Raw genomic sequence first — 25,742 nt, 5'->3', positions numbered from 1 at the left:
GAGTAATAATTTTGATTTCATATTTTCATAAAGTTATTGTTAATAATCAACATACACCTTTTCCAGATTCGACATCATAAATAAAAAATTGTCAATTTGATCTTTTGTCGGTTTCTTTGAATATTGTTTCTTTATCTCTTTAATTTCTTCTTTTGATAATTCTTTGGTGTTTTCATAGGATAGATCCCATTCTTTGTCCTCTTTGTTACTTTTGAGATAGTTTTTATATGCAATTCTATATTCTTTAGTTTTTTGAAATTCTTTGAACTGCTTTATTTTAAACTTGATGTACTCCTCGTTTTGTAACTCTTTGCTTTTAGTTAAGGTATCATTGCGTAAAGTAAGAATGAGATAACTTGAATAGTAGCTTGAAAAACCAAAATTATCAGAATCAATAAAATCTCCATTCGGTACAGTAAGAATTCCCGAATAGTTCAATTTAGTTTTTTTATTGGGGAAAATTTTGTTGAACATTGAAATTTGTATGTCTGAATCACTGTCAGGGTCCGTTATTGTAAGATCAACCAGAAATAATTCATTATCTATTATTTCAAAATAAGCAATATACCCACGATGGTTTGCGGTAGTCATTGAAAATGTTTCATCTCCATTTTCATTTTTTCGTACAAACTTTTCTCCATAAACAGGATGATCTTCTGGATGTTTCTCAAAATAACTTTCTAAAGGATCATTCAGTAGTTTATACTTTTTCCCTTGTATTGTGATAAAATTAGTTTGCTGGCCGGTTGCTAAAAATTTTATAGATATTAGTATAAACAGAAATAAAAATTTGAACTTCATCATTGTAAGAGAAATTGTGCTATTTTTCCATTAGTTTTTTCAACTCTGCCATCATCTCATCTTTTTCTTTCAGCATTCTTTCGTACAGGGCAATTTTTTCTTCGTGTAGTTTCAAAACTTTATCAATAGGATGAAATGAAGGATTGTAATTGATACCATTAAGTATAGAACCATTATCAAATGTATTAGCAATAATATTGACCGCCTGTTCTTCATCCATATTTTCAATAGCTTCCACCGGAATCTTCAGGATGTTGGAAATCCTTTCTAAAATATCCTCTTCAATATTTTCTTTCTGTTCTAAAAGTGAAATCTTCTTTTGGTTCCAATCTTCGCCAAGATCAAAAGCCAAAGCATCCTGCTTAATGCCCAACATCTCACGAAAACGCTTGATATTTCTGCCTTGATGTATTTTTTTGTTTTGCATATTTGTGTAAGTTATAGAAACAAATATAGGTAAAAGTTGGAGGATAGGAAATGAATGGAATGAGAGTGTTTAGGACGGCAACAAGATAACTACACTAGTGAGTGAGTATATTTTTTATATTAACCTAATGCAACTTTATAATTTATCAAATCGGTCCAACTAGTGAAATCATTACGGCTAATATAGTTGTAATGATTATTTCTAAAATCGAAAAATCTGTCCACAAAAGAAGGAAGTACTTTAGTAGATAGGATTTTTTCATCAAAATCCATTTCTTCGAAACTAAATAAAAGTAAGTAATTACTGAAAAACTCTTCCTCTTTTATGTTACTGAAGAAAGATAATTTATTTTTAATTTGGATGATTTCTTTACGAGTTAACCAAACTGAACAGCCTAATCTTTTACCAGATAAATGATCTTTAAAAATATCAAATTTATAATTGCCGTTAAATTTTTCTGCTTTTTTATTCGTATTTATTTTAAAATAATTTTTGTAAGTGGTTTCATCAATTAATGAATGGGGATAAGATAGTTTATTAATGATTTCTTTTAATGCCAATACTAATAATTTATAGTTTGTTGAAATTGGAAATTTTTCAGAAAAATAAAAAATTCTAATTTTCTCGTTAATTTCATTTTTTAAATCAGAAAGTTTAACCAATATAGATTTTAATTCAACTATTTCTTTCCGTACCTCAATTGTCTTATTTTGAGAGTTTAGAGTGTCAAGTTTTTCCTCTATAAAATATTCTTGTCTTATTGTTATTTTGTGAAAATTGGATGAACTAGTTTTTAATTCATGGAAGATTTCCATTAAATATATTTCTAGTTCTTCATCTGTTAAATCTATTTTGAAATCATTTTCTATGTTAATTATTAATTCAGGTAATTCGCTACAAAAAGAATTTGAATTTTTTGATAAGTATGGAAGCTCAATTTCTATTAAATTCGATAAGTTATTAAGTTTTTTGTATTCCAAATTTTTTATTTCACCAAATAGTAAATCAAAATCTAGAATGTGATTATTTACATCAAAATGAAAATGAGGAGATGTATTGTTCGCTAAGGTATATTTTTTTTGTTTTCTAGAAAGTATAAAAAACATTATTTGTTTATAAGATAAATAATGCTTTTCTTTTAAGACGTTCAGAATTGTTTTATTAATTTTTTTTGAACTTTTATCACCAGTAATTTGAAATGCAATTGAGTTTTTTTTATCGCCTAAATCTAAACCTGGAAAATTAGCAGTTCCATCATTTAAAGATTCTAATTGTAAATCGAAAACAATATTTAGAATTTTTTTGACAAAATTTTCAGCGTGTATATGCTGATTATTCAATCCAATTTTTGAATTAGATTTTATTTCTTCTCGAAAATAATTTAAATTTTGAATAATAGTCTCAATTAATTTTCCAGTTTGAAGCATCTTATATTTAGGTGTATTTTTTTATAATTTATGTATCTAAAAAGAATTATTTGCAAACACTCTTACCTCAAACTAAATTATTAAAAAATGTGGGTTTGGAAATACATAAGCTGATAAATATTTCTAATTATTTATTTTGTATTAATCTTGAATTTTATTTTTAAAGATGTTAACCTATGTATCTCTTTGTCCATTTTACAGCTTCAACTTTAAAATTATTTATAAACATATTCAAAGCAAATATTCTTCTTTCATTTGTTATTTTAAATATTGAATAGTCTGTTAATTTTGGAAATAACTCTTCAATACCTTCAAAATTTCTCCTATGAAATTTTTCAGAACCTACCCAAGTTTCGCAATGAAATAATGCGAAGTTTGTTATTTTTCTTAAGGTACGTTTTTCGGTTTCTTTAAAAAAAGTCATTACATATCCTTTTACTTTTTCTTCGTCATCTTTATGATATCCCATAATTAGTATGGACTTACCATTGTAAGGGAAAAAAGTAATAAATATTTGTGATAACCTTTCAATATCTTTGCCATATTTATTGAAATGGATCGAACGTTCTTCAGAAGTGTCATATGTATAAAATGCGTTCAAACAGAATTCTTGTAAGGAAAATTCATTCCAATGAAAAACAAAATTTTCACTCTTTGTATTAATATCTTTCCAAACTTCATCTTCCAAGAATTTTAAATCGTCAAGTCCAATTTTATTTTGGTTAATGTTTACTTCTATAAATTCTTTATCTCCATCAATATCAGGATTACCAAGGGAACATTCAAGCATTTTTATTGCAACTTCTTTTAGCCATTTTTCGTTATATAATGTTCTTAATAAAAATTGTAAACTACTTTCATAATCATTAAAATCAATTGTGCCTGTCTCTATTTTTTTAAATAAGCTTGTGTCATGTTCATTGCAAAACCCTAAGAATGTATAAATCTTATTAATTCCAACTTTTTTGAAAACAAATAAATCATCATCAAAATGGTTAACTTGATAACTCCATAAATGACTATCAATAGCAATTGATGAGAGAATTCCGTTCTTTTGTAAAATATGAGAATTTATGGACTTATTAGTGCAACCAGGAAAATAGCAATCATTGGTGTTTCTTTTCGCTATTTCTGAACAATCAGAAAATATCTTTGCTAATTTTGGTTGATTAGTTTTTTTCATAAATATTTTATTCAATAGACAAATCTATGTATTATACTAATAAAGTGTATTGAATATTATCTAATGGTATTTTTAAGAGTATAAAAAAAAGCTATGATTTTCCCGCTACCGAACGAATCCTTCGTGTGGTTAAAGTATTAATTAAACATTCTAATAATATAATCTAGAAGCCAAAGCCACACGATACAATCGTCCGATAGACAGGGGTGTGGGTATGTTATAATATAGTTTTCAAGTTAAATTATAATCATTTGATGATTTTTCTATATTTTGAATAAGTTCCCTAAATTTTTTAATATGCTGACTATCTCCATCTAAATATGTACTTCTTATATTTTCTAAAGTTTCAGCATTATTATAAATTCTAGTTTTTATGTAGAAAAGTTTTTTTCTTAGTGTGGATGTCATCCTTAAAATATCCTTTTCATTGTGTCCTTGATAGCCTATGCTAGCTCTTAAATCTAATGCTGATTCGATAAAGGTTTTAAATATATTCTCACTTATATAATCGAAATTATTCTGTTGTTTATTTCTTTCGCAATCATCAATGTATCTATAATAATCATTAATCGATTTATTTGCTTTTTCTACCCAAGGTTTGTGTAAATAAATTGTTGGAAATTCATCTTTATAACTATCAATCATATCAGCTTTTTTGTTGTAAAGTTCTAAAACTTCGAATCCATACTCGACTAATTTATCATATTTAAATTTTTTAGTATCCTCATAATCTTTTTTAACGGAGAAATATAATTCACTATAAAAGTCAATATATTTATAAAGATTTACAAAATCTATTTCATTATTTTGAGTATTATATATATATTGGAAAGATTTGAATGTTGATTTTACATCCATGTCAACTATTCTAGTAAAATTTTTATTTATTTCAATTAATAAGGCATTATTAATTGTTGGGTCTCTCAATTCAAATTTAATATACTCTTTTAAACTCTCATTTAATAATTCTAAAGAATCTAAAAGAGTTTTTAAGTAATATAATAATACGTTATAGTGTTCTAGTAAATCTTTTTGTTTCAATTTACTTTCACTATTTTCTTTTTCAAGCAGTTCATTTTTTTGGCTTATTAATGCATAAATAACAAATAGAATTGATAAAAATGTTAATAATCCTGATATAAGGGTAGCATAACTACTTATTATGTCATATTTGTTAATAAAATCAAGCTTAAATGTTCTTTCTTGTTCTTCTGAAATTACATTATATGTAAAAAAAGTTATGAGTATAAAACATAATGTTGCTATTATAATAACTGAAATTGTAATTTTTTTGAAATGCCTCATATAATATAGAATAAAGAAAGTATAGACGATGGAGAAAAAAGAATTTTAATTATATTTTTGTTAACTCGTTCTTCGATAAGCTCTTCAATTCTTTCCCAGCCCCATAACATTCCTAAGACGGGTGTGGCTACATCTGTATAAATTTCAGTAGTTAATGCTTTTACTTCATCTATAATTTCTTTCGAATTTTCTGGATTAATCATCTTGTTTTATTTTATAAATATATTTTTTGGTAAGAGCGAGATGTGCTCTAGAATAGTCTATAATTTTATATTATTAAATATATTACTAAATTAATAACATTTCCTTATGGAAAACCATAATTTAAATAAAAAACAGCCCTATAAAATAGAGCGGTTAGTATATTAAATTGTCTCAGCGACACGCTGTTACATTATTCCAGTCATTCCACCTCCCATTGGCATAGCAGATTCGTCTTTCTTCACTCATTATTCTATTTCAATTTTATGGTAAGCAATCCATCGTTTTAAGTTTCCGACCATTCGTTTCAAATGGTCTTCATTCAGGAAAATATTTGTCCAATATTCAAATCTGTTGCACTGAACACTGATGTAATAGGTCATAATTGCTAAACAGGCAAAAGGCAAAAACTTTTTTTCTTCGTCGCTAATTTCTGTTACTGTTTCGTATCCTTTTAAAAAACGGTCTGCTTTTAATTGATATTCCTCTTCATTTAAATTTGTCGCAAGCAACTGAAATAGAAAGTAAGAAATGTCAAAACATAAATAGCCGTTACCACAAAAATCGAAGTCAAAAAATGTTATTTCATTCTCATTGTCAATATGCAAATTGTCAAACCAAATGTCAAGATGTACACTTCCATATCTTATTTTCTGCTGGTCAATGTCGTCGATTTTCAGTATTAAAAAAGCAGAAAGTTTTTCTAAAAATTCAATTTCGCTGATGTTTTTATTAAAGAATTCTTTTGTTTTTAAAACAGGTTTTATAAGCAAGTTTTGACTATTGTAAGACAACCTATTTAGTTTAAAACCTTCTGTTGATTGATGAACTTTGGCTAATGCCTGTCCGATTAGAAAACTTGTTTCAGCTGAAAATTTTGCGGTCTTTATTCCTTTTGCATATGAAAATAAAACACCAAATCTTTTTCCTTCTGGCGCTTCAATTTCTTGAATGTATTCGTTTGATTTGTCCTTTATTGGATAAGCAACTTGTCGGTCATTTTCTTGTAAGTGAAGTAAAAGTCTTAACTCTTCTTCAATTTCTAATTTTGTCCGCCAACCATAAGTGTAAACTCTAAAAACATATTTTTGTTCACCTTCTTGAACAATGTATAAATGGTTCATTGCAAGTCGAAATATGCTACATTCGATTCTTTCACTTAGCCCATATCTTTGTTGAATAAGTTTGCCAAGTCCGTTTGGTGAAAGTGTGCTGTTTATTGTGGGAAATTTCTCTGTCATTAATTCTTTATTTGTCTATGATTGCGGTCGGTCTTACAATGAGGATTAACATCCAAATTTACGCATTGCACCAATATACAATTGCGCTAAAATTGTTTTAATTTTATCCATTTGTAAATCATTAATCAAAATATACTATTTCCTTACGAGAAACCATAATCTAAACAAAAAAAACCGCCCTATAAAATAGAGCGGTTAGTATATTAAATAGTCTCAGCGACACGCTGCGCTGTTACATCATTCCTGGCATTCCACCTCCCATTGGCATAGCAGGTTCTGCGCTCTTAATTTCAGTGATTACACATTCAGTAGTAAGAAGCATTCCTGATACAGAAGCTGCATTTTCAAGGGCAACTCTTGTTACTTTCGTAGGGTCGATGATTCCTGCTTCAAGCATGTTTACATACTCGTCAGTTTTAGCATTGTATCCGAAGTCTCCAGTTCCTTCCGCAACTTTAGCAACGATTACAGAACCTTCACCTCCTGCGTTAGCAACGATTTGTCTTAATGGCTCTTCTATCGCTCTTTTTACGATTTTGATCCCTGTCGTTTCGTCAGAGTTAATTCCTGTAAGGTTTTCTAAAGCAGTGATCGCTCTTACTAAAGCAACACCACCCCCTGCAACGATTCCTTCTTCAACAGCTGCTCTTGTAGCGTGAAGTGCATCATCTACTCTGTCTTTTTTCTCTTTCATTTCAACTTCAGAAGCTGCACCTACATAAAGTACGGCAACACCACCAGCTAATTTAGCTAATCTCTCCTGTAGTTTTTCTCTATCATAGTCAGAAGTAGTTGTTTCCATTTGAGCTTTGATCTGGTTTACTCTACCTTTGATCTTGCTTTCTTCACCACCACCGTTTACGATCGTTGTATTGTCTTTATCGATTGTTACTTTCTCAGCAGTTCCAAGCATATCTAAAGAAACGTTCTCCATCGTGAAACCTTGTTCTTCAGAAATAACCTGTCCACCTGTTAAGATCGCGATATCTTCTAGCATTGCTTTTCTTCTGTCACCAAATCCTGGAGCTTTTACAGCAGCAATTTTAAGAGAACCTCTTAATTTGTTTACGACTAAAGTAGCTAAAGCTTCACCTTCCACTTCTTCAGAGATAATTAATAAAGATTTTCCGCTTTGTGCAATTGGTTCAAGAACTGGAAGCAATTCTTTCATTGAAGAGATCTTTTTCTCTACTAAAAGGATGTAAGGGTTTTCTACTTCAGCTAACATTTTTTCAGGGTTAGTCACGAAGTAAGGAGATTGGTATCCTCTGTCAAACTGCATACCTTCTACAACATCTACTGTTGTATCGATACCTTTAGCTTCTTCTACAGTGATTACCCCTTCTTTACCTACTTTTCCGAAAGCTTCAGCGATCAAAGATCCGATTGTTTCGTCATTGTTTGCAGAAACAGAAGCTACTTGCTTCACCATTTCTTTAGAATCTCCAACTTCTTTAGATTGAGCTTTTAAACTTGCAACAACAGCTGTTACTGCTTTGTCAATCCCTCTTTTCAGATCCATTGGGTTAGCACCAGCAGCTACATTCTTAAGACCTTCTCTTACGATAGCCTGTGCTAAAACAGTAGCGGTAGTTGTACCATCTCCTGCGATATCATTGGTTTTGGAAGCTACTTCTTTTACCATTTGCGCTCCCATATTTTCTACTCTGTCCTCAAGTTCGATTTCTTTTGCTACAGAAACACCATCTTTAGTTACGTGTGGAGCACCGAAAGATTTTTCAATCACAACGTTTCTACCTTTTGGTCCTAAAGTTACTTTTACCGCATTTGCTAATGCATCAACCCCTCTCTTTAAAGCGTCTCTTGATTCAATATCGAATTTAATTTCTTTTGCCATTTTATTTAGATATTAGATGTTAGACGTCAGATATTAGACGCCAAGCATTATTTTTAAATTAATTTTTTATTCAGTTTAAAATCTGAAATCTGGAATCTTATCCAATAATTCCTAATAGATCTCCTTCCTTTACAATTAAGTAATCCTTCCCGTCTAATTTTAATTCAGAACCTGAATATTTTCCGTAAAGAACTTTGTCACCTGCTTTAACAGTTGTAGGCTCATCTTTTTTACCAGGACCTACTGCTACTACTGTACCTTCTTGTGGTTTTTCTTTTGCAGTGTCCGGAATAATAATACCTGAAGCTGTTTTAGTTTCTGCAGCGATTGGTTCGATCAAAACTCTATCTGCTAGTGGTTTAAAGTTTACTGACATAATATATCTTTTTTTTAATTATTTCTGCATTCAAATTCTCTAAATGTGTGCCAAATGAAGTTCAGGGTTCATTGTTCATCATTGACAGTTAAAAATGGCAGAGTTTTATTTCGGGTGTGAAATTTTGGCAGAACAATAAAAAATAAAGCCGGAAAAATTCCGGCCTGTATTTAACTGTAATGGTCTTTTGATTAAGGACAATTTTGCCCTGGTCCGATCCAAAGAGTACATTTTCCGTTATCGTCGCGTTCGCAACAAACAAGTCTCGCGGCACCTCCCTGAATGGATTTTTGTGCGTCTCTGCTTAGTAATTTAGCATTTTTCATAAGTAAATATTTTGTTTTGATGACCCCAAACATTTAAAGTCAATTGGGACTTTTGACTATCTGTTTAGCGAGTTAAACAGTATTTGTTTTTTGGTTCTTCTAATATAAGTAATTTTCTCTTTACATAGAAAAAAAATAAAATATAATAAATTGATATCCTGTGGATTATACTGCGATCGATTGCGGGGATTGTACTGAGTAAAAGCAGGGATACCACTAGAGTATTTGCTGTTGCATTGCTTCACCTTTGTTAAACCAAACCATCATAAAATTAAAAAAAATGGAAAAATTAAAAAAAATCTTTCAAGGTGTTCCAGCCGACTCACCAATTCCTAAGGAGTTATTATTGGAACAGGAGAACCCACGTCCAACTAAAGAATTGGATCGAAATCTTTTTATTACAGATGCTGCCAAAAGTTTTAGGCTCACTGAAAAGGTAAAAGATTCAGCAAAGCTTTCGGTATCAAAACTGAATAAGGAATTAGGTCAGTTAGATCAGATCTCCCCATTTGACTGGGGGATTCCAGGTAAAACGGAAGAAATTATTTCTATGGAAAAACTTCAGACTAAAATCAAGTCTGAGAAAATAAAAGTGACCGAAGCTGAAGCTTTTGTTCCGGAAACGCATATCCTTGGACTGCACCCTAAAGTAGTTTTTGCAAATACCAAATCTGCAAAGAGAAACCGACTAAACAGAATCGTTACGAAAAGTGCCAACCACACCACGATTTTTGGCAGCGATAACAGAGTGAATATTTATCCTAATACCTATCCTGAATGTTGTGTCTGTAGAGTAGAGGTTTATACTAAGCTAACTGACGCATCACCGTGGTCCTATCAAGGGCGCGGAACCGGATTTATGGTCGGTAGAAAAATTCTGATGACTTCAGGACATATGAGACCGCAACAGCCATACAAATCATGGATGATAAAAGTAATACCTGCTTATTACGATGGAAGATCAATTTATGGAAACTCATTCTACACCTACGGAGAAAGCTATATAGCCTATCAAAGTGATGTGGGTAATGACATGATGGTCGTAAAATTATACGATAATATAGGTGATACTACAGGGTACTTCGGAGCCAAAAGCTATAATAGCGATTGGGAAGACATGAATGTATGGACGATGACAGGTTATCCGTATGATAAAGGTGAAAATAGACCAACCTACCAAAGCAGTATCAGTGTTGTGGATGACGACGACGGTGATGATGTTAGATTACCGGATGGAAGAACAGTAGACAGCACCCAGATAGAATCTTATGCTGATGAGGCAAGTGGAGCATCGGGTTCACCATTGTACAGTTGGTTCTCTAACGGACAGATGTATGCTATAGGAGTTCATCATGGTAATGAAACAGATTGGGAACTTTTCGGTTCAAATCTTCATTCTGTAGCTTCAGGAGGAGATATGTTACCGGCTCTGGTTGTCTGGGCCAGAAATAACTGGGGAAATTAGTAACAGGCGGCCTTAAAAAACAATAAATGATCTATATAAAGAACGCTTTACTTTTTGTAAGGCGTTTTTTGTACTTTTCTGTTGAAAATTATTTCTAAATGAATGAAAAAAAGAAACAGGTTTTAAAAAAAGCCAGCATAAGAAAATATCTGTATGCATTTCTTCTTTTCAGTTTGGACTATTTTAGCACCTCTAAAAAGAAATGAACCTCTCAGGAGCATTAATTATTATTGAATTCTGTCACTTCATTTTTCTCCAAAGGCTGATTGATTTTTGAAATTACAGCACCTGAAACAGCAATGCCAATGAAATTGGTTACCGATCTTGCTTCATTCATAAAACGGTCTACACTGTAAAGTAATGCTAAATCAGTCACCGGAATTTTTCCAAATCTATTCAAAGTAAATATAAGGGCCAAAAAGCCAGATCCAGGAACTCCCGAAGCTGTTTTTGAGGTAATGGAAATAATGACAAAAAGCCATAAATAATCATTAAGGCTTAAAGAAATATGATAAAACTGGATCAGAAAACAACAGGCTACAGAAATATAGATACAGGCTCCGGCAAGATTGAAATTATACCCAAGTGGAATAATAAATCTTAAAATTTTTCTGCTGTACCCCTGGGATTCCATTTTTTCAAAAATAATGGGGAATGCGGTTTTCGAAGAAGATGTAGTAACCACAAGAATGATTTCCTCTTTGATACTGACAAGAAATTTCCACAGATTAAATTTGAATACATAGGAAACAAGTCCTAAAATCCCAAAAATAAAAACAATATCTGTAAGGTATACGGTAGCCACAACTTTGCTAAGTGGCAGAAGGGTATTGATACCATATACAGCGATGCCATAAGCGATGTTGCAGAAAATAATAAAAGGGAGCGTGAAATATAAATATTTAATGATGTTATAAAAAATATCTAGACCCCGATCTAATATTTTTATAAACTTTTCCCTTCCTTTCGACAGATTCATATAGATTCCGATAATAATGGAGGTAATAAGAAAGATACCATGTCTGTTAAGATAGATAACAGACGTTATAGAGCTGTCATTGATTTCAAAATTCTTTGGGAGGGTTGTATTTATTTTAGTTAGCTCAATTCCTGTATTGGCACCGGGTTGCACAGCAATACCAAAAATAAATCCCAGTAAAATGGCTATGGAACTTATAATTAAAAAATAAAGAGCGGTATGCCAGACCACACTTCCTGCATTTTTGATATCTGATAAATGACAGATCCCGTAAATAATCGCCATAAAAATAATGGGCAGTATGATCATTTCCAAAACCATAAAAAAATATCTGCTGATAACACCAAGCTTAATACTTATCTCTGGAATGTAATGTCCGGCAAGTACACCACCAATGATGGCTACGAAGACATACAGCGTAAGATTTTTTAAATATCTGCTGGTGAATGTTTTTTTTGTATGGAAAAGGTTCATTTCAAAATTATTATTCTCTGCGTAAAAGGATGGCTGATTATAATTATAAGTTTGAAATATAATAATTATAAACTAATTTCAGCTATATAATTCCAAGAAGCAGTGCTCCCAATAACATAACAATAGATGATCCGATAGCCCATTTGAGTGTGTATTTTAAATGATCAGAAAATTCTACACCCGCAAGTGAAACCAGTAAATAAGTTGAAGGAACCAGCGGACTCAAAAGGTGAGAAGCCTGTCCTACAAGGCTTGCTCTTCCTAATATATCCGGTGGAATACCAAGCTGATGACCTGTAGCTGCAATGATAGGCAGTATTCCAAAATAATAAGCATCATTGGTAAGAAAGAAGGTTAACGGAACACTGAATACGGCTGTAATAATATTTAAAGAACCACCCCAGCTTTTCGGAACGATCTCTATCATACTGTTTCCCATAGCTTGCATAATACCGGAACCATTTAGAATTCCTGTGAAAATTCCTGCTCCGAAGATCATCCCCGCCACGGATAATGCATTTCCTGCATGTTTGGACATTATTTTCTGCTGGTCCTTTAATTTTGGATAATTGATAACAGAAGCGATACAAAATGCAATCATAAATGCAATCCCAAGGGGAATGAGATCTAAAATCATAACCGTTAAAAGAACGACCGTAAGTCCAAGGTTGATCCAGATAAGCTTTGGACGGAGAAGTTTGGGGTCTACCTCCCCAACAATATCACTGCCACTGTAATTGGTGTATTTTCCATGTTTTGCAATTCGTTTTTTTTCCTTTAAACCTAGAATGTAAGCGACAAATAGCACCCAGCAGATTCCTAAAATCATAATGGGAATCATAGGGACAAAAATTTCTGTATGTCCAAGTTTCAGGGAGCTCATAACTCTGGCAGTGGGCCCACCCCAGGGAAGAATATTCATAATACCACCAGCAAGCATAATGATACAGGTAAGAATAAGTGGATTCAGTCCCTGTTTTTTGTAAAGGGGAAGCATGGCAGCGACTACGATAATATAGGTAGAAGAGCCATCTCCGTCCAGCGAAACCAATGTGGTGAGGATAGCTGTTCCTATGGTTGTTTTAATAGGATTATCTCCAACGGCTTTTAATATTACATTAACCAATGGTTCAAATAGTCCGGTGTCGATCATTAAGCTAAAATAGAGAATAGCAAAAATCAGCATGACGCCGGTAAGCGCTATTTCTTTGACTCCATTTTTCATCATGTCCCCAAGCTGAGGACCGAATCCTGCAATGAGAGCAACTACTACCGGCACGATCACCAAAGCAGTAAGAGGTGTCATTTTTTTATTCATGATGAGTACCATGAAAATGAGGATCATCAAAAACCCAAGAAATGTTAGCATAGCAGTATATTAAATTTTATAAGTAATGTATCGGTTATTTTTGTTTCTTTCTCCAGTCAAAAGTGTTTCTGAAACCTATGTATCCATAATTGCTTGTTTTTCCTGGTGACAATTGATTGATAAAAGCCAATTCGATGGCTGAATTTCTTCCAGCTTTTATTCCGAGTCCGGCAGTAATACGGTTGCTGTCGAAGGGGTCTTCTTTCTTAATATTCATCCTTATTTCATTCTTCAGGATGCCATATAATTTCTCTTTTTCACCTTTTTTATTGAAAGGAATTCTCATAGAGATCAGATAACGTACTCTAAGTACAAATTCATCAGGATTATTGATAAATCTTTCTTCTACACGAAATCTACTGGAGACGGATGTTCTGCCAATATCGTGATCCAGGGTTACCTGTTGGAATGCTCTTTTTTCATACCGCGTTTTTTTCTGATCATTGGACTGATAGGAATCTAAAATAAGAAACATCCCTCCTGCAGCAGGCCTTACTCCTTTTGTCACTTCATAATCCAGGTAAGCATTAACAAGGAAAAGTCTAGTGTCATAGGCAAGGTCAAAAGATCGATACTGCGTTAAAGCGGTTAATGTACTCTTGTCCGATACCTTTGCGGTCATTATATATTGGAACCACATATTATAAGTGTCATTACTTTGAGCCTCATAAAAATGGTTGAGCAGTATTAAAAAAATAAAAATTAATTTTCTCTTAATTTTCATATAATATTTGGTTAATGTTGTTGTTTCTCAAATATATTTATTAGAAGTACCGGGCTGTCAATTTTTCAATCAATGACCTATTTTATCAGCGAACTGCATTTTCCATCAAAAACATCCTATATTTGAAAACTTTTGAAATAGGTTTTTTGAAATGTTTTTAATTATAAATATTGTTATTATACTGCTGGTTTTCAGGATTTTATTCAGTTCTAAAATTCTGAAGGTCCTTATGGATTCCCGTTGGAAGTTTTTGTTGAGGTTACAGCATGTTTTCTTCTTTTGCCTCTTCATTTTGATTACTTATTTTACCGAAAACTACTTCCTCGATGCTCCTGATTTGATTTGGAGTATACTTTCTGTAACTATTTTCAATATTGGAATTTATTATCTGGTGTATTATTATTTAGTTCCTTATTTTTATCTGTCCAATAAGTATCCGGAATTTATCCTGTATGCTTTGATCCTCTTTTTGGTGTCGAGTCTTTTCAGAATCTTGCTCGAACCTGAGATTTTTAATATGAATTTTAATGAAACTCTTTCCAATACAAAATTTTTATATAATGTGTATACGGCTCAGGGAATCATTATTGTTGTTGCTTCCTTTCTGGGGATTACAAAAGATAAATTTATCATTGAGCAGGATGTTGTTGATCTGGGAGAACAAAAGGAGCAGCTTTATCTGGATCTTTTAAAATCGAAGATGAATCCACATTTTTTATTGAACACGCTGAATAATATTTATGCAAACAGTTTTGTTTCTTCTGGAAAAACTTCAGATTCTATTTTGCAGCTCAGTAAGCTTTTACAGTATATCATTTATGACAGTGGAAAAGAAAAGATAAGCCTGGCTCAGGAGTTTTCTTCGATACATTCTTTGGCTACGCTGTATCAGTTGAAGTATGATAATCAACTTAATATTGATTTTAATATTCAAAATGAAGAGACTTTGGATGTAATCGAAGTTCCGCCATCTGTATTTCTGACACTTTTTGAAAATGCGTTGAAACATTCAGGAATTGGTTTGGAATCTGATCGTTTTATAAAAGTTTCGTATGCTATTGAAGGGCGGGATATATTCTTTGAAATTATAAATTCTATTACTACTAAAAGGCCTTCTGAAGATACAGGATATAATGGGTTGGGAAATGAAGCGATTATACAAATATTAGAAAAGCATTACTCAGGAAATTTTAACCTTTTCTCTGAAGTACTTGAAGATAATACCTATAAGACAACTTTAAAAATTAATCTGAATGACTAATCTATCTGTAGTAAATGTAGACGACGAATATCCTGCGTTGCAGCTTGTCAAACAATACTGTGCGCAGATAGAAGGGATAGAGTTGCAAAGTTCATTTCAGAACCCTGAGATGGCATTGGAATATTTAATAAAAAATAGAGTAGACCTTGTGATCCTGGATATCAATATGCCTGGAATAAATGGAGTAGAATTGTTACAGCAACTTCCTTATAAGCCCCTGTGTATTTTTATGACATTAGAAACTCAGCATGCTGTAAAAGCTTTTGAACTGGATGTTGTGCATTACCTGGTGAAGCCGGTAGATTTTGAGACTTTCAGAAAAGCGATACACAAAGCTAAGGATTTCATGAAGTTTAAAAACTCTTCTGAACAAGCAGAAAAAGAAGATTTTATTATGTTTAAATCCAATTATATCATGAATAAAGTTTTTCTTAAGGATATTCTGTGGGTAGAAGGTTTTGGAGAATATATTGTTTTGGTAACCCCTTTAAAAAAGTACATGATCCTGGACAGGATGTCAAATTTTGAAGAGAAGTTTCAGGCTTTTGGATTTATCCGTGTGCACAAATCTTACATTGTTTTATCTTCTCATATCGATTCTTATGATGTGAAAAATGTTTACTTGAAAGATGGAGATAAAGTTCCTTTAGGGAGAACATACAAAGCCATATTAAAAGATCATTTAGGTAAATAAAAAAACCGCCTTATGGACGGTTTTTAATTGTTGATTTATTTTTTTCCTGCGGCCTGCATTGGATTTACTTTTCCGCTGGCTCCACCTCTTACTCCGCCTTCATGTTTCTGTTTAAACACCTGGAATTTTGAAGTCTGTGAATTGGTTCCATCGTTGCTCCAGAAATTATTTGAAGTATCAATATCAGCTGTTTCTCTCATTGGATCCAGTTGGATAGATTTTAATTTCTTTTCAAAGTAGTAGGTTTTGGAAGCTTTTTGTTCATTCAGCCTCCAGATCTGTGCAGAAGATTTATCGTAAAGTTTCGTACCATCTTCAAAAGTAAACTCAAGAATTATAGGCATTACCAATCCACCTTTATTTACAAAGTCAATTTGATAAGCCTGAATGTTTTTGAACTTTTCTTTGTCTTTGTTATCTAGAGTGGTGGTATTATCCTGAGTAAGAGAATGTTCTTTATCATTGTCTACTTTTTCCTGACCTCTGTCATAACGATAATAGAAATCCTGAGCTTCTTTATCTTTATCTACATAAAATGTAATATTCTTATCCTCTTTGTTTCTGATTTTTGAAAGGTCTTCAAAATCATTCACCAGCGCTTTGTCGACCTTATACTTTATTTCTTTACCTGTTGGGACAGCATCCAGGTCAGGGGTAGCAATGGTAACTTTATCAATAGCAATATCTACAGGATCAATTCCATAGAACCACCCTCTCCAGAACCAGTCTAAATCTTCACCACTTGCATCTTCCATAGTTCTGAAAAAGTCAGCAGGTTCAGGGTGTTTGAAAGCCCATCTTTTAGCATATGTTTTATAAGCTTTATCAAAAAGTTCTCTGCCCATGATCGTTTCACGAAGGATATTCAACCCGGTTGCAGGTTTTGAATAGGCATTGGGTCCGAATTGAACAATGTTTTCAGAATTACTCATGATCGGTTCCAATTGATCTTTTGGAAGTTTCATATAATCTACGATCGTCCATGCCGGTCCGCGTTTTGAAGGGAATTTATTATCCCATTTTTCTTCTGTAAGGTATTCTGTAAATGTATTCAATCCTTCGTCCATCCAGGTCCATTGTCTTTCATCCGAGTTGATGATCATCGGAAAGAAGTTGTGTCCGACCTCATGAATGACTACTCCGATCATTCCGTTTTTTGTTCCCTCAGAATAAGTTCCATCTTTTTCAGTTCTTCCAAAGTTGAAACAGATCATAGGGTATTCCATTCCGTTGGCAGCTTCTACAGATTGAGCAACCGGGTAAGGGTATGGGATAGTGAATTCTGAATAGGTTTTAATGGTGTGAGCAACAGCCCTAGTAGAGAATTTTCTATACAATCCATAAGCTTCTTTTCCATAGAAGCTCATAGCCATTACTTTGTTATTATTTTCCGGGATGGTAACACCCATTCCGTCCCAGATGAATTTTCTGGATGAGGTCCAGGCGAAATCTCTGACATTATTAGCTTCGAATACCCAGGTTTTTCTTTGTTTTGATTTATTTTTTTCGGCTTTTTTAGCTTCCTCAAGAGTTACGATTTCTACAGGTTCTGCAGAACTCTGAGCTTTTTTATATCTTGAAAGCTGATCAGAAGATAAAACCTGTTCATAGTTTTTACATTCTCCTGTTCCACCTACAACATGGTCAGAAGGAACATTCATTGAAACTTTAAAATTTCCAAAAGCTAAAGCGAATTCTCCTCTTCCTGTAAACTGATGATTTTGCCATCCGTGGAAATCGCTGTAAACGCACATTCTCGGATACCATTGCGTGATTGTATAAAGGTCATTCCCATCTTCAGGAAAATTTTCATAACCACCACGGCCACCCATTTTAATTCTGTTGGTAATGTTATAATTCCAGTCTACTTTAAAAACTAATTTCTCACCTTTTTTTAGAACCTTAGGTAGATCAATACGCATCATTGTTTTATTGACCGTGTAGCGTAAAGGAGTTCCTGATTCATCGGTTACTTTTTCAAGATGCACTCCGTATCCATTGTCTTTTTCCGGTAAAACGGAAGCTTTCAGCTGTTGATCATTTGATATTTTTGGAAGTGTGGTTGAAGTAGGATAATTTGCTTTATTTATAGATGAAGCTTCATTCTCATCCAGTTGCAGCCAGATGTAATCCAGATCATCCGGAGAGTTATTGTAATAGGTAATGGTCTCAGATCCTTTTAGATTCCTTTTATCTTCATCAAGGTATGCTGAAATATTATAATCTGCTCTGTTCTGCCAGTAACCGTTTCCTGGTGATCCCGATGCTGTTCTATATATATTGGGAGTAGGTAAAATAGTTCCCAATTGTTCAAATTTATTTCCGTGATTGCTCCCTGGATTATTTTGAATGTTTTGAGCGGTTAAGCCTACAAATGTGAATACAGAAAGTACAGTTACTTTTAGTTTCATAAGCGAAATGATTTAATAATTTTCAAATATAACAATAAGTCGTTGAAAAAATATCAATCGTTACTCCTTAAAATGGAATTCTTTCTAAAGTCATTTTCAGTGCCAAAGCAAAAACGCCGGAAGACACAAATAGTATCCAGTCTTTCTTGTTGACCTTGAAGATATTTAATGCTATAAAAAGCAGGATCAATATGGCAAGAACAATAACGATCTGGCCAACTTCCAGCCCAATGTTAAAACCCAAAAGCGGGACTGCTATACTTTGACTTTTTGCAATCATTACCCTTGCTGTATTGGCAAATCCCATTCCATGAATCAATCCAAAAATTGAGGCCATATAGTAATTGGTTCTGTCCAGGGTCTGCTTTTTGTTTTTCATTAGAATATTCCCCAATGCAGTAAGTACGATCGTTAAAGGGATTAAAAATTCAACCCAATTTGACGGAACTCTCACAATGTCTAAAATACTTAACGCCAAAGTTATAGAATGTCCAACCGTAAAAGCAGTGACAAGAATCAGAATTTTTTTCAAATCTTTGTACGAATAGACGGCAATTAAGGCCAAAACGAAAAGTTGATGATCCAGTGCATCCAGAGAAATAATATGTTCCCAACCCAGCTTTAAATAGAATAAAAAGTCTTGCATGATATTGTGATGATATAAAGCTTACGAAAATAATGATTAATTTCGGAACAAATTTAATCTTGTACTTTATGAAGAGTTTGTGGCTGTTTTTACTTCCTGTTATTTTTTTGTTTTCTTTTGCCAGGATTAAGCACCCTTATCATGTGGGTTCGGTAGAAATTAATTATAATTCAAAGTCAAAGACTTTTGAAATTACCGGACGCTTTTTTCTTGATGATCTGGAAAATGGGTTGACAAAAAAGTATGGAAAACCTTTCCATTTTAACGATGAAAAATACAAAGCTCAGCTTAATGAGGCTCTTAAGAATTATAGCGCTGAATACTTTAAATTAAAAGCTGACAGTCGTTTTTTAAAGGTCAATTATATTGGATATGAAGAAGACAGTGAATCTGTAAATGTTTTTCTGGAATCTGAATCTGTAAATGCTCCTAAAAAATTAGAATCTGCAGTTAGTTTTCTTTATAATTTGTTTGATGATCAAATCAATATCGTCCATATGATCATTAATGGTCAGCGCAAAAGTGAAAAATTAAGCTATCCAAATAGGTATGTATATCAGCAATTTTAGAAATTCAGGATAAAAGCTACATCATTTAAGAATCCTTTAAAGACACTTATTTTATAGATAAGTGTCTTTTTTATGCATTTTTTCCACAAATTTTAAGAGAATTTAAAACGAAACATTAATACACTATTGTGTGATAAAAAATATTTCATTAGTTTTATAATTATTAATTAATATTATACGTTAACATTTTATTGTGAATTTATTTGTTTATAATACAGGTGTTTGTAAATATTTAAAATTCACGTATTGGTGACTATGTTAACTATTAACAATTATTAATATTTATATTATTATTTTGATATTTAAATAAATAGTATTACATTTGATTTAACATATTTATGTTAATTTTAATTAAAATGTTATTTTTTATGTAAAATTATCAATATTTATAATGGCTGGTATATTAGTAAAAAGTAAGATTACTTTTAATACTAAAAAGGAGAATATTTAAAATAAATAAGTTTGTTATGAAAAGTAAAAAAATCGATCTTTTTTTTCTGTTTTTAGCTTTAGCCCCCAAGATGCAAGCGTAAGTTAGGATCAATAGGAGAAGCCCCTACAAGGTGTATTTTTAATATTGATGGTGCTGAGATGCTTATTAGCAGTACCAACCTATTGCGCTTGCAAGGATTAATACTAGAGTAGCAGATGCTGATTTGATCGTTACAGAAGTGAATGACTTTCTGATAAATAGTTTAAAATAACCATGAAAACTATATTATATAAAATTTACGGTAAAAGTTCCCATTTACCAAACAGGCACAAATTCTAATAACACAAATTCAATATATGGAGCGCTTACTTCGGTAGGTGCTTTTGTTATTACAAATCTTACGTATTTTTATGTTATTCAATTATAGGATAACACGTTAAAAAAAATTAGAATTTCATTAGAATATTTATAAATATACTTTATGGCTTATTTTTTGAAAATGATATGATGTTAAATTTTTACTAAAGTGATTTGTAAATTAACAAACACAAATGATGAGAAATTACTTGGTAATTAATCCTTAAGATGAAGGTTTTATTTCATCCCAAAAAATAAGACGGATATTCTAAAAACACAAATGAAAAAAAGTACTTACACCTGTAGGTACTTTTTTATTTAATTTTCTAATTGTAAGACTGTATTAATGCCTTTGGTATGGGCAAGTAGGTCTGGGAAAAAGTGATCATAACAATTCTGTAGTATGCTTTTATTCTCCAGAAAAGCTTTGAAAACCGGGATGTCTTTATCCAGGTATTTCGCTTTGTTTAAAACATTTTGTATACTGAATTTTATTCCCCAATCTTCACGGTAGTTATACAGCCAGTCATCGGCTTCCATTTTTACCAGCATCCTTTTGAAATTCTCGGGAAGCCACTTTTGATTTTCATTTAAAACCCGATAGACTCTTGAAGAATGTTCTTTCCACTCTTGTAATGAATGTTGTGTAAGGTCATTTGCCAGAAAATAATCCATTGAGACATCCACAAATGCTCCAGCATATAATCTCACCAATGGACTGAATACTTTTTTCGCTTCATGAATAGCAGGGTGTGAATCTGTAAAAGTATCAATTGCCCGGTGAAGGGTGATACCATCCTGGATGTCTTTTGGAAAAGAATATCTATCCTTATTTCGGATAAAGTCTTCCAGAAACTGTCCTACAATTTGTTGATCTGTAAAAGAAAGAAAGGAATGAGCTAAATAATTCATATCGTATTAAGGCCAAAAAATAAAACCCTCAAATAAATGTAAGATATTTGAAGGTCTTATTTGTTATTTCTTCAGAGAAATTATCTAACAATAAACTTTTTACTTTCTATCATGACGTTTTTATCATTATAGATATTTAAAAAATATTCTCCCGATGTCAGTCCTTTCAAATGGATTGTTTTTTCATTCGTAGTTGTGATATGCTGCCCGGAAGAATTGTATATTCTGAATGAATATTTACCTTTATCTTCTCCAGAAATAGTAATGACATCTTTAGCTGGATTCGGGTATAATGAAAAATTCTGTTTCTCCTTAGTTTCTTCTTTTATGGCTAAGAAAGATTGAGTTTCAGGCATGAAGTTGGAAACAACACAAGCAAATCTTGTAAATCCATAGGCTTCATTAGCTGGTTTAGTACTTCCTATAGCCACTCCGGTAGGATCACTATTGTAATTTACACTTGGATTAGCCCAACGGTTGATTCTGGTACAGTTAAATCCTTTTGATGAACATTCATCATTGTAAGCCATAATTGTTCTCCATCTCTGGGAAGAAGTACTGGAGGTTCCCAGATCAATAGCTTTTTTATTGGTATAGCCATGATGATGATCACATGGGGTGGTGCTGGTATCTACATACCAGTCATGTCTCAGACCCATATTGTGGCCAAGTTCATGAGCAAGGGAATAATTGGAAACAGCACAATTATATAGGCTTACACAGAATCCTGAAGAACTGGAATAGTTGGTTGAGCTGGTATTTACGTATCCTAAACCACAGGTATTGGTTGGTGTAGAAGTGACTAATGCACATAAGTCGGCTCCATATGTTGTTCTTAGGGTGTGTACATTATCCATGAAACCATCATTGTTGTTTCTAAGTCGAGGTAGGTCGGTACTTAGACTTCCGGATTCGGTATAGGCAATTTCCCCTGAGTAAACAAGATTGATTGTTACATTGGAAACTCCTGAATTTGTTAATGCTGTATTGAAATTCGTAATTGCTGTTGCAACAAAAGAATTACTTTGGGAAAGTCCTCCCCATGCATTTTTTGCTGCTGTTGTAAAAACGATCATGACATCTATTCTTGTTGCCGGGCAAACCGGTGTTGAAGATGAACAGACATTGGAATTGGCTTTGTTAAAGTTTTCTGTTTTGTCTAAAATATAATCATCTATAGTATCCTGATTGATGATTTTAGAATCACTTACTAAAGAGAGTGCAAAAATAGATGCATCCGTCTGATGGAACATAATTTTTTCACCGGTGCCGGAAGCATACATTCCTGTTACAATGTTATCATACTTTGAAAGAACAAGCTCTGCCTTAGGATCGTTTTCAATAACATAAACATAAGATTCACTCTTGTTACTGTAGTTGAAGGTACGGCTAAATTTTGCAGTAATTTCGTTACCGGTAGGAAGAGTGATCTGGAGATCAGATTTTAAATTGAAAGGAGATTGCGAATAGTACTTCGTCAGTAAATAAGTGGATGATAATTCCCTGCTTACTTTCTGATTGTTTTTTAAGGTACTTTCGTTAATGGGATTTTGGAAAACCTTGTTTTGTGCAAACAATAAGGCAGCACAAAACATGACTAGAATAGTGAATTTTGTTTTCATTTTAATTTGTTTAAGTGGTGTAATACAAATATATACAAAATATCAATACTTGGTGAATTTTATATTTTAATGAAAGTTTTCACAATGAATCCTCTGTTTTTATGTGGATTTTTAAGCTTGTTTGCTGGTTGTTGTGTAAAGTCGTAAGTTCTTTGGTCTCGGAATTAAAGGGAGTATTTTTATAGATCAGAATGATTTTTTTTGAATTCAGAAGGAGTCATTTCCGTCATTTTTTTGAAAATGGTATTAAAAGCTGTTTTAGAATTGAAACCGGATTCAAAAGCGATTCCTACCATAGAAAGTTTTTTTTGAGAATCGTCTAAAAGAAGTTCCTTAGCATATTGTACACGGTACTTATTTACAAAATGAAAGAAATTTTCATTAAAACCCGTATTCAGAAGATAAGATAGCTGATGTGCATTGATTTGAATTAAATCAGAGAGTTTCAATAAATTAAGATCACCATCCAGATAAGGTTTTTCAGCTTCCATTAAAGAGATCAGTTTTTGCTTTAAAATCTCAAACTCCTGATCAGAAATTAATTTTTTCTTTTCAATTTGCTCCGCATCACTTTCCAGTTCGATGGATAAAAGTTCTTCCCGTTGCTTTTTATCTACCGGGTAGATTTCCTTTTGACGGAGTACATAATATAAGGTGCTGTATACAATAAACAAAAATAAAAGATCCATTACCAGATGTTGGTGCATCTTATAAATAAAAGTATTGAATAGCTCATAACCGACAGTTATAATTATTATTATGAAAAGAAGGAAGCTGAGTTTAATGAGCCATTGGAGATCGATATTTTCGGTATTGGAAGAGATGGTTTCTATTCGTTTTTGATGTTTTCTTATTTTAAAATAAATAAGAGCGATATAAGGAAGATTGTGGGAGACGGCTATGAGCATTACAATAGCATGAATCGTTTTATTATCCCCAGAGTTTACGAGCAATATCCAATAAATAAAAGGGATAATGATACAGACAGCATCTTTTTTTTGAAACCTGTAATTCGGATTAATGAAAAATATAACACTGAAAAACAAAAAGATGGGCGTGAATATTTGTATAGCATATACTCCAAGTTCAAATAAAGGATCCGAGGGAATGTCGCAAAATTGCAATACATTCAGGATCCAGTAGCTTGACCATAAAAAGAGAAATAATCCAAAAAATAAGTTTGCTTTTTTGTTGACCCGCATTGGATTGATCAATACGGTGAATGAAAACAAAATTAAGCCGCCATAAAGCAATACAAGAACGAATCTCTGGATGTTTTCTAGTGACATTATATTATTTTTTATTAGAAGATTCGCTCATGGAAATCTTCGATTTTGCTTACCTCTTCAATTTTAATCCCAAATTTTCTTTTCGGAATTTTGTTAAGATTTGAAACAAATATTTTTTCATATCCTAGCTTCTCAGCTTCTGAGATTCGTTGCTCAACTTGAGCTACAGGTCTGATTTCACCACTAAGGCCAATCTCTCCTGCAAAACAGAAATGTTCAGAGATCGCAATATCTTCATTGGAAGAAAGAATAGAAGCGACAACAGCCAGATCGAGAGCCGGATCATCGGTTTTTATTCCACCTGTAATATTAAGGAAAACGTCTTTGGCACCCAGCTGAAAACCAGCCCGTTTTTCTAATACAGCAAGAAGCATGTTTAATCTTTTTGCATCAAAACCGGTAGAGCTTCTTTGTGGTGTTCCATAAACTGCTGTACTTACTAGTGCCTGGATCTCCAAGAGCATAGGTCGGTTTCCTTCTAAGGTTACCGCGATAGAGTTTCCGGAAAGTTCCTCGAATTTTTTAGTGATTAAAATTTCAGAGGGGTTTTTGATTTCCTTTAAACCTTGGGAGATCATTTCATAAATTCCGATTTCTGACGTAGAACCAAAACGGTTTTTATTTGCCCTCAATAATCTGAAAAGATGGTTTCTGTCACCATCAAAATTTAAAACCACATCCACCATATGCTCCAGAACTTTTGGACCAGCAATTTGTCCGTCTTTTGTAATGTGACCGACTAAGAAGACGGGTGTATTGTTTTCCTTGGCGTACTTAATAATTTCGTTAGAACACTCTCTGATTTGAGAAACTGTTCCCGGTGAGCTTTCAATCAGTTGAGATTGCAGAGTTTGAATAGAATCAATGATTACAAAATCCGGTTCCAGTTTTTTAGCTTCATGAAGAATTTTTTCTAATGAAGTTTCTGTATACAAAAAACAGTTAGGATTCTGAACTTCGGATAACCTATCTGCTCTCATCTTAATTTGTGAGGCACTTTCTTCTCCAGAAACGTAGAATACCTTCTTTTTCATTTTTAAGGCTAACTGTAGCAGTAAGGTAGATTTTCCAATTCCAGGTTCGCCACCAATCAACGTAACAGAACCTAAAACAATTCCACCACCCATCACTCGGTTGAGTTCTTCGGAAGGCGTTTTAATTCGTGGTTCTTCAATAGCCTCAACTTCAATGATATTAATGACATGCTGTTTTGTTCGGGAAGAAGGAAGGCTTTTACTAGCCGTTTTTTCTACGACCTCTTCCACTAAAGTATTCCATTCTCCACAGTTTTTACATTGTCCCATCCATTGTGAATACTGTGTTCCACAGTTCTGACAGAAATATGCTGTTCTAAGTTTTGCCATACTGCGAAGTTCAAAATTTTTTTTCAAT

General features: G+C 32.8%; 23 protein-coding genes. 4 read left to right on the top strand and 19 right to left on the bottom strand.

The features are described 5' to 3' along the window. Positions 1-39: 39 nt before the first annotated feature. The 10 genes from AC3WRL_RS21025 to AC3WRL_RS20980 all read right to left on the bottom strand — a co-directional run bounded on the left by AC3WRL_RS21025 (position 40) and on the right by AC3WRL_RS20980 (position 9,145). Positions 40-804 (bottom strand): hypothetical protein, encoded by a 765-nt coding sequence (locus tag AC3WRL_RS21025; protein WP_492331173.1) that lies wholly within the window; start codon positions 802-804, stop codon positions 40-42. A 16-nt stretch (positions 805-820) separates the two neighbouring features. After that, positions 821-1,228 (bottom strand): XRE family transcriptional regulator, encoded by a 408-nt coding sequence (locus tag AC3WRL_RS21020; protein WP_492331172.1) that lies wholly within the window; start codon positions 1,226-1,228, stop codon positions 821-823. Positions 1,229-1,347: 119 nt separating this feature from the next. Continuing rightward, positions 1,348-2,655, bottom strand: a complete 1,308-nt coding sequence (locus AC3WRL_RS21015; protein ID WP_492331171.1) for an SMEK domain-containing protein — start codon at positions 2,653-2,655, stop codon at positions 1,348-1,350. 169 nt (positions 2,656-2,824) lie between these two features. Then, positions 2,825-3,838, bottom strand: coding sequence for a hypothetical protein (locus AC3WRL_RS21010; protein ID WP_492331170.1), 1,014 nt, complete (start codon positions 3,836-3,838; stop codon positions 2,825-2,827). A 231-nt stretch (positions 3,839-4,069) separates the two neighbouring features. Further along, complete coding sequence (locus tag AC3WRL_RS21005; protein ID WP_492331169.1) at positions 4,070-5,143, bottom strand: hypothetical protein; 1,074 nt, start codon at positions 5,141-5,143, stop codon at positions 4,070-4,072. Then, positions 5,140-5,346: a hypothetical protein gene (locus AC3WRL_RS21000; protein WP_492331168.1), complete on the bottom strand. Its 207-nt coding sequence runs from the start codon at positions 5,344-5,346 to the stop codon at positions 5,140-5,142. The genes AC3WRL_RS21005 and AC3WRL_RS21000 overlap by 4 nt, the downstream gene beginning before the upstream one ends. Before the next feature lie 246 nt (positions 5,347-5,592). Next, the gene (locus tag AC3WRL_RS20995) at positions 5,593-6,585 is read right to left on the bottom strand and encodes a phosphotransferase (RefSeq protein ID WP_492331167.1); all 993 of its coding nucleotides are present in this window, start codon (positions 6,583-6,585) and stop codon (positions 5,593-5,595) included. A gap of 232 nt (positions 6,586-6,817) precedes the next feature. Then, a complete protein-coding gene (groL, locus tag AC3WRL_RS20990; protein ID WP_214828049.1) occupies positions 6,818-8,443 on the bottom strand; it encodes a chaperonin GroEL in 1,626 nt (541 codons plus the stop codon). 97 nt (positions 8,444-8,540) lie between these two features. Continuing rightward, positions 8,541-8,819 carry a co-chaperone GroES gene (locus AC3WRL_RS20985; protein WP_089027780.1) on the bottom strand — a complete coding sequence of 93 codons (279 nt, stop codon included), beginning with the start codon at positions 8,817-8,819 and terminating at the stop codon, positions 8,541-8,543. A gap of 191 nt (positions 8,820-9,010) precedes the next feature. After that, positions 9,011-9,145 (bottom strand): hypothetical protein, encoded by a 135-nt coding sequence (locus AC3WRL_RS20980; RefSeq protein WP_261509882.1) that lies wholly within the window; start codon positions 9,143-9,145, stop codon positions 9,011-9,013. Between the two features lie 280 nt (positions 9,146-9,425). Here AC3WRL_RS20980 and AC3WRL_RS20975 point away from each other — a divergent pair, with 280 nt between their 5' ends. Then, the gene (locus tag AC3WRL_RS20975) at positions 9,426-10,610 is read left to right on the top strand and encodes a trypsin-like serine peptidase (RefSeq protein WP_492331166.1); all 1,185 of its coding nucleotides are present in this window, start codon (positions 9,426-9,428) and stop codon (positions 10,608-10,610) included. Between the two features lie 220 nt (positions 10,611-10,830). On the opposite strand, the gene AC3WRL_RS20970 is transcribed toward AC3WRL_RS20975, so the two are convergent. The 3 genes from AC3WRL_RS20970 to AC3WRL_RS20960 all read right to left on the bottom strand — a co-directional run bounded on the left by AC3WRL_RS20970 (position 10,831) and on the right by AC3WRL_RS20960 (position 14,156). Then, positions 10,831-12,063, bottom strand: a complete 1,233-nt coding sequence (locus tag AC3WRL_RS20970; RefSeq protein WP_492331165.1) for a cation:dicarboxylate symporter family transporter — start codon at positions 12,061-12,063, stop codon at positions 10,831-10,833. 82 nt (positions 12,064-12,145) lie between these two features. Next, complete coding sequence (locus tag AC3WRL_RS20965; protein ID WP_492331164.1) at positions 12,146-13,432, bottom strand: CitMHS family transporter; 1,287 nt, start codon at positions 13,430-13,432, stop codon at positions 12,146-12,148. A gap of 34 nt (positions 13,433-13,466) precedes the next feature. Then, a complete protein-coding gene (locus tag AC3WRL_RS20960) occupies positions 13,467-14,156 on the bottom strand; it encodes a DUF2490 domain-containing protein (RefSeq protein ID WP_214828061.1) in 690 nt (229 codons plus the stop codon). A 229-nt stretch (positions 14,157-14,385) separates the two neighbouring features. Here AC3WRL_RS20960 and AC3WRL_RS20955 point away from each other — a divergent pair, with 229 nt between their 5' ends. Together AC3WRL_RS20955 and AC3WRL_RS20950 are read left to right on the top strand one after the other, a co-directional pair. Continuing rightward, a complete protein-coding gene (locus tag AC3WRL_RS20955; protein ID WP_492331163.1) occupies positions 14,386-15,417 on the top strand; it encodes a sensor histidine kinase in 1,032 nt (343 codons plus the stop codon). Beyond that, positions 15,410-16,111: a LytR/AlgR family response regulator transcription factor gene (locus AC3WRL_RS20950; protein ID WP_214828067.1), complete on the top strand. Its 702-nt coding sequence runs from the start codon at positions 15,410-15,412 to the stop codon at positions 16,109-16,111. Before AC3WRL_RS20955 ends, AC3WRL_RS20950 begins: the two co-directional genes overlap by 8 nt. A 35-nt stretch (positions 16,112-16,146) precedes the next feature. Here the strand turns inward: AC3WRL_RS20950 and AC3WRL_RS20945 are convergent, their stop codons facing one another. Next, positions 16,147-18,522, bottom strand: coding sequence for a M1 family metallopeptidase (locus AC3WRL_RS20945; protein WP_261509876.1), 2,376 nt, complete (start codon positions 18,520-18,522; stop codon positions 16,147-16,149). A gap of 67 nt (positions 18,523-18,589) precedes the next feature. Then, positions 18,590-19,168, bottom strand: a complete 579-nt coding sequence (locus tag AC3WRL_RS20940) for a HupE/UreJ family protein (protein WP_261509875.1) — start codon at positions 19,166-19,168, stop codon at positions 18,590-18,592. A gap of 68 nt (positions 19,169-19,236) precedes the next feature. On the opposite strand from AC3WRL_RS20940, the gene AC3WRL_RS20935 reads away from it, so the two are divergent. Further along, entirely contained in the window at positions 19,237-19,737 is a 501-nt protein-coding gene (locus tag AC3WRL_RS20935; protein ID WP_214828077.1) for a DUF6702 family protein, read from the top strand. A gap of 1,108 nt (positions 19,738-20,845) precedes the next feature. On the opposite strand, the gene AC3WRL_RS20930 is transcribed toward AC3WRL_RS20935, so the two are convergent. The 4 genes from AC3WRL_RS20930 to radA form a co-directional block, all read right to left on the bottom strand. After that, on the bottom strand, positions 20,846-21,439 hold the full coding sequence (locus tag AC3WRL_RS20930) for an acyl carrier protein phosphodiesterase (protein WP_261509873.1): 594 nt from the start codon (positions 21,437-21,439) through the stop codon (positions 20,846-20,848). A gap of 80 nt (positions 21,440-21,519) precedes the next feature. Continuing rightward, complete coding sequence (locus AC3WRL_RS20925; RefSeq protein ID WP_492331162.1) at positions 21,520-23,061, bottom strand: zinc-dependent metalloprotease; 1,542 nt, start codon at positions 23,059-23,061, stop codon at positions 21,520-21,522. Between the two features lie 179 nt (positions 23,062-23,240). Next, entirely contained in the window at positions 23,241-24,350 is a 1,110-nt protein-coding gene (locus AC3WRL_RS20920; RefSeq protein WP_492331161.1) for an AraC family transcriptional regulator, read from the bottom strand. 14 nt (positions 24,351-24,364) lie between these two features. Beyond that, on the bottom strand, positions 24,365-25,714 hold the full coding sequence (gene radA / locus AC3WRL_RS20915; RefSeq protein WP_214828104.1) for a DNA repair protein RadA: 1,350 nt from the start codon (positions 25,712-25,714) through the stop codon (positions 24,365-24,367). Between the last annotated feature and the right edge of the window lie 28 nt (positions 25,715-25,742).

The sequence above is a fragment of the Chryseobacterium sp. FW101-FHT12H09 genome, assembly GCF_058790395.1.
Note: the sequence above shows the minus strand (reverse complement) of the source record. Positions and strands in the feature narration are given on the sequence as shown.

What these genes read in the sequence shown, in the direction of transcription:
- AC3WRL_RS21005 (WP_492331169.1), bottom strand. Translation starts at nt 5,143, where the DNA reads ATGAGGCATTTCAAAAAAATTACAATTTCAGTTATTATAATAGCAACA.
- AC3WRL_RS20955 (WP_492331163.1), top strand. Translation starts at nt 14,386, where the DNA reads ATGGATTCCCGTTGGAAGTTTTTGTTGAGGTTACAGCATGTTTTCTTC.
- AC3WRL_RS21010 (WP_492331170.1), bottom strand. Translation starts at nt 3,838, where the DNA reads ATGAAAAAAACTAATCAACCAAAATTAGCAAAGATATTTTCTGATTGT.
- groL (WP_214828049.1), bottom strand. Translation starts at nt 8,443, where the DNA reads ATGGCAAAAGAAATTAAATTCGATATTGAATCAAGAGACGCTTTAAAG.
- AC3WRL_RS20925 (WP_492331162.1), bottom strand. Translation starts at nt 23,061, where the DNA reads ATGAAAACAAAATTCACTATTCTAGTCATGTTTTGTGCTGCCTTATTG.
- radA (WP_214828104.1), bottom strand. Translation starts at nt 25,714, where the DNA reads ATGGCAAAACTTAGAACAGCATATTTCTGTCAGAACTGTGGAACACAG.
- AC3WRL_RS21025 (WP_492331173.1), bottom strand. Translation starts at nt 804, where the DNA reads ATGATGAAGTTCAAATTTTTATTTCTGTTTATACTAATATCTATAAAA.
- AC3WRL_RS20930 (WP_261509873.1), bottom strand. Translation starts at nt 21,439, where the DNA reads ATGAATTATTTAGCTCATTCCTTTCTTTCTTTTACAGATCAACAAATT.
- AC3WRL_RS20945 (WP_261509876.1), bottom strand. Translation starts at nt 18,522, where the DNA reads ATGAAACTAAAAGTAACTGTACTTTCTGTATTCACATTTGTAGGCTTA.
- AC3WRL_RS20995 (WP_492331167.1), bottom strand. Translation starts at nt 6,585, where the DNA reads ATGACAGAGAAATTTCCCACAATAAACAGCACACTTTCACCAAACGGA.
- AC3WRL_RS20980 (WP_261509882.1), bottom strand. Translation starts at nt 9,145, where the DNA reads ATGAAAAATGCTAAATTACTAAGCAGAGACGCACAAAAATCCATTCAG.
- AC3WRL_RS20950 (WP_214828067.1), top strand. Translation starts at nt 15,410, where the DNA reads ATGACTAATCTATCTGTAGTAAATGTAGACGACGAATATCCTGCGTTG.
- AC3WRL_RS20935 (WP_214828077.1), top strand. Translation starts at nt 19,237, where the DNA reads ATGAAGAGTTTGTGGCTGTTTTTACTTCCTGTTATTTTTTTGTTTTCT.
- AC3WRL_RS20975 (WP_492331166.1), top strand. Translation starts at nt 9,426, where the DNA reads ATGGAAAAATTAAAAAAAATCTTTCAAGGTGTTCCAGCCGACTCACCA.
- AC3WRL_RS20920 (WP_492331161.1), bottom strand. Translation starts at nt 24,350, where the DNA reads ATGTCACTAGAAAACATCCAGAGATTCGTTCTTGTATTGCTTTATGGC.
- AC3WRL_RS21000 (WP_492331168.1), bottom strand. Translation starts at nt 5,346, where the DNA reads ATGATTAATCCAGAAAATTCGAAAGAAATTATAGATGAAGTAAAAGCA.
- AC3WRL_RS20985 (WP_089027780.1), bottom strand. Translation starts at nt 8,819, where the DNA reads ATGTCAGTAAACTTTAAACCACTAGCAGATAGAGTTTTGATCGAACCA.
- AC3WRL_RS20965 (WP_492331164.1), bottom strand. Translation starts at nt 13,432, where the DNA reads ATGCTAACATTTCTTGGGTTTTTGATGATCCTCATTTTCATGGTACTC.
- AC3WRL_RS21020 (WP_492331172.1), bottom strand. Translation starts at nt 1,228, where the DNA reads ATGCAAAACAAAAAAATACATCAAGGCAGAAATATCAAGCGTTTTCGT.
- AC3WRL_RS20970 (WP_492331165.1), bottom strand. Translation starts at nt 12,063, where the DNA reads ATGAACCTTTTCCATACAAAAAAAACATTCACCAGCAGATATTTAAAA.
- AC3WRL_RS20960 (WP_214828061.1), bottom strand. Translation starts at nt 14,156, where the DNA reads ATGAAAATTAAGAGAAAATTAATTTTTATTTTTTTAATACTGCTCAAC.
- AC3WRL_RS20940 (WP_261509875.1), bottom strand. Translation starts at nt 19,168, where the DNA reads ATGCAAGACTTTTTATTCTATTTAAAGCTGGGTTGGGAACATATTATT.
- AC3WRL_RS21015 (WP_492331171.1), bottom strand. Translation starts at nt 2,655, where the DNA reads ATGCTTCAAACTGGAAAATTAATTGAGACTATTATTCAAAATTTAAAT.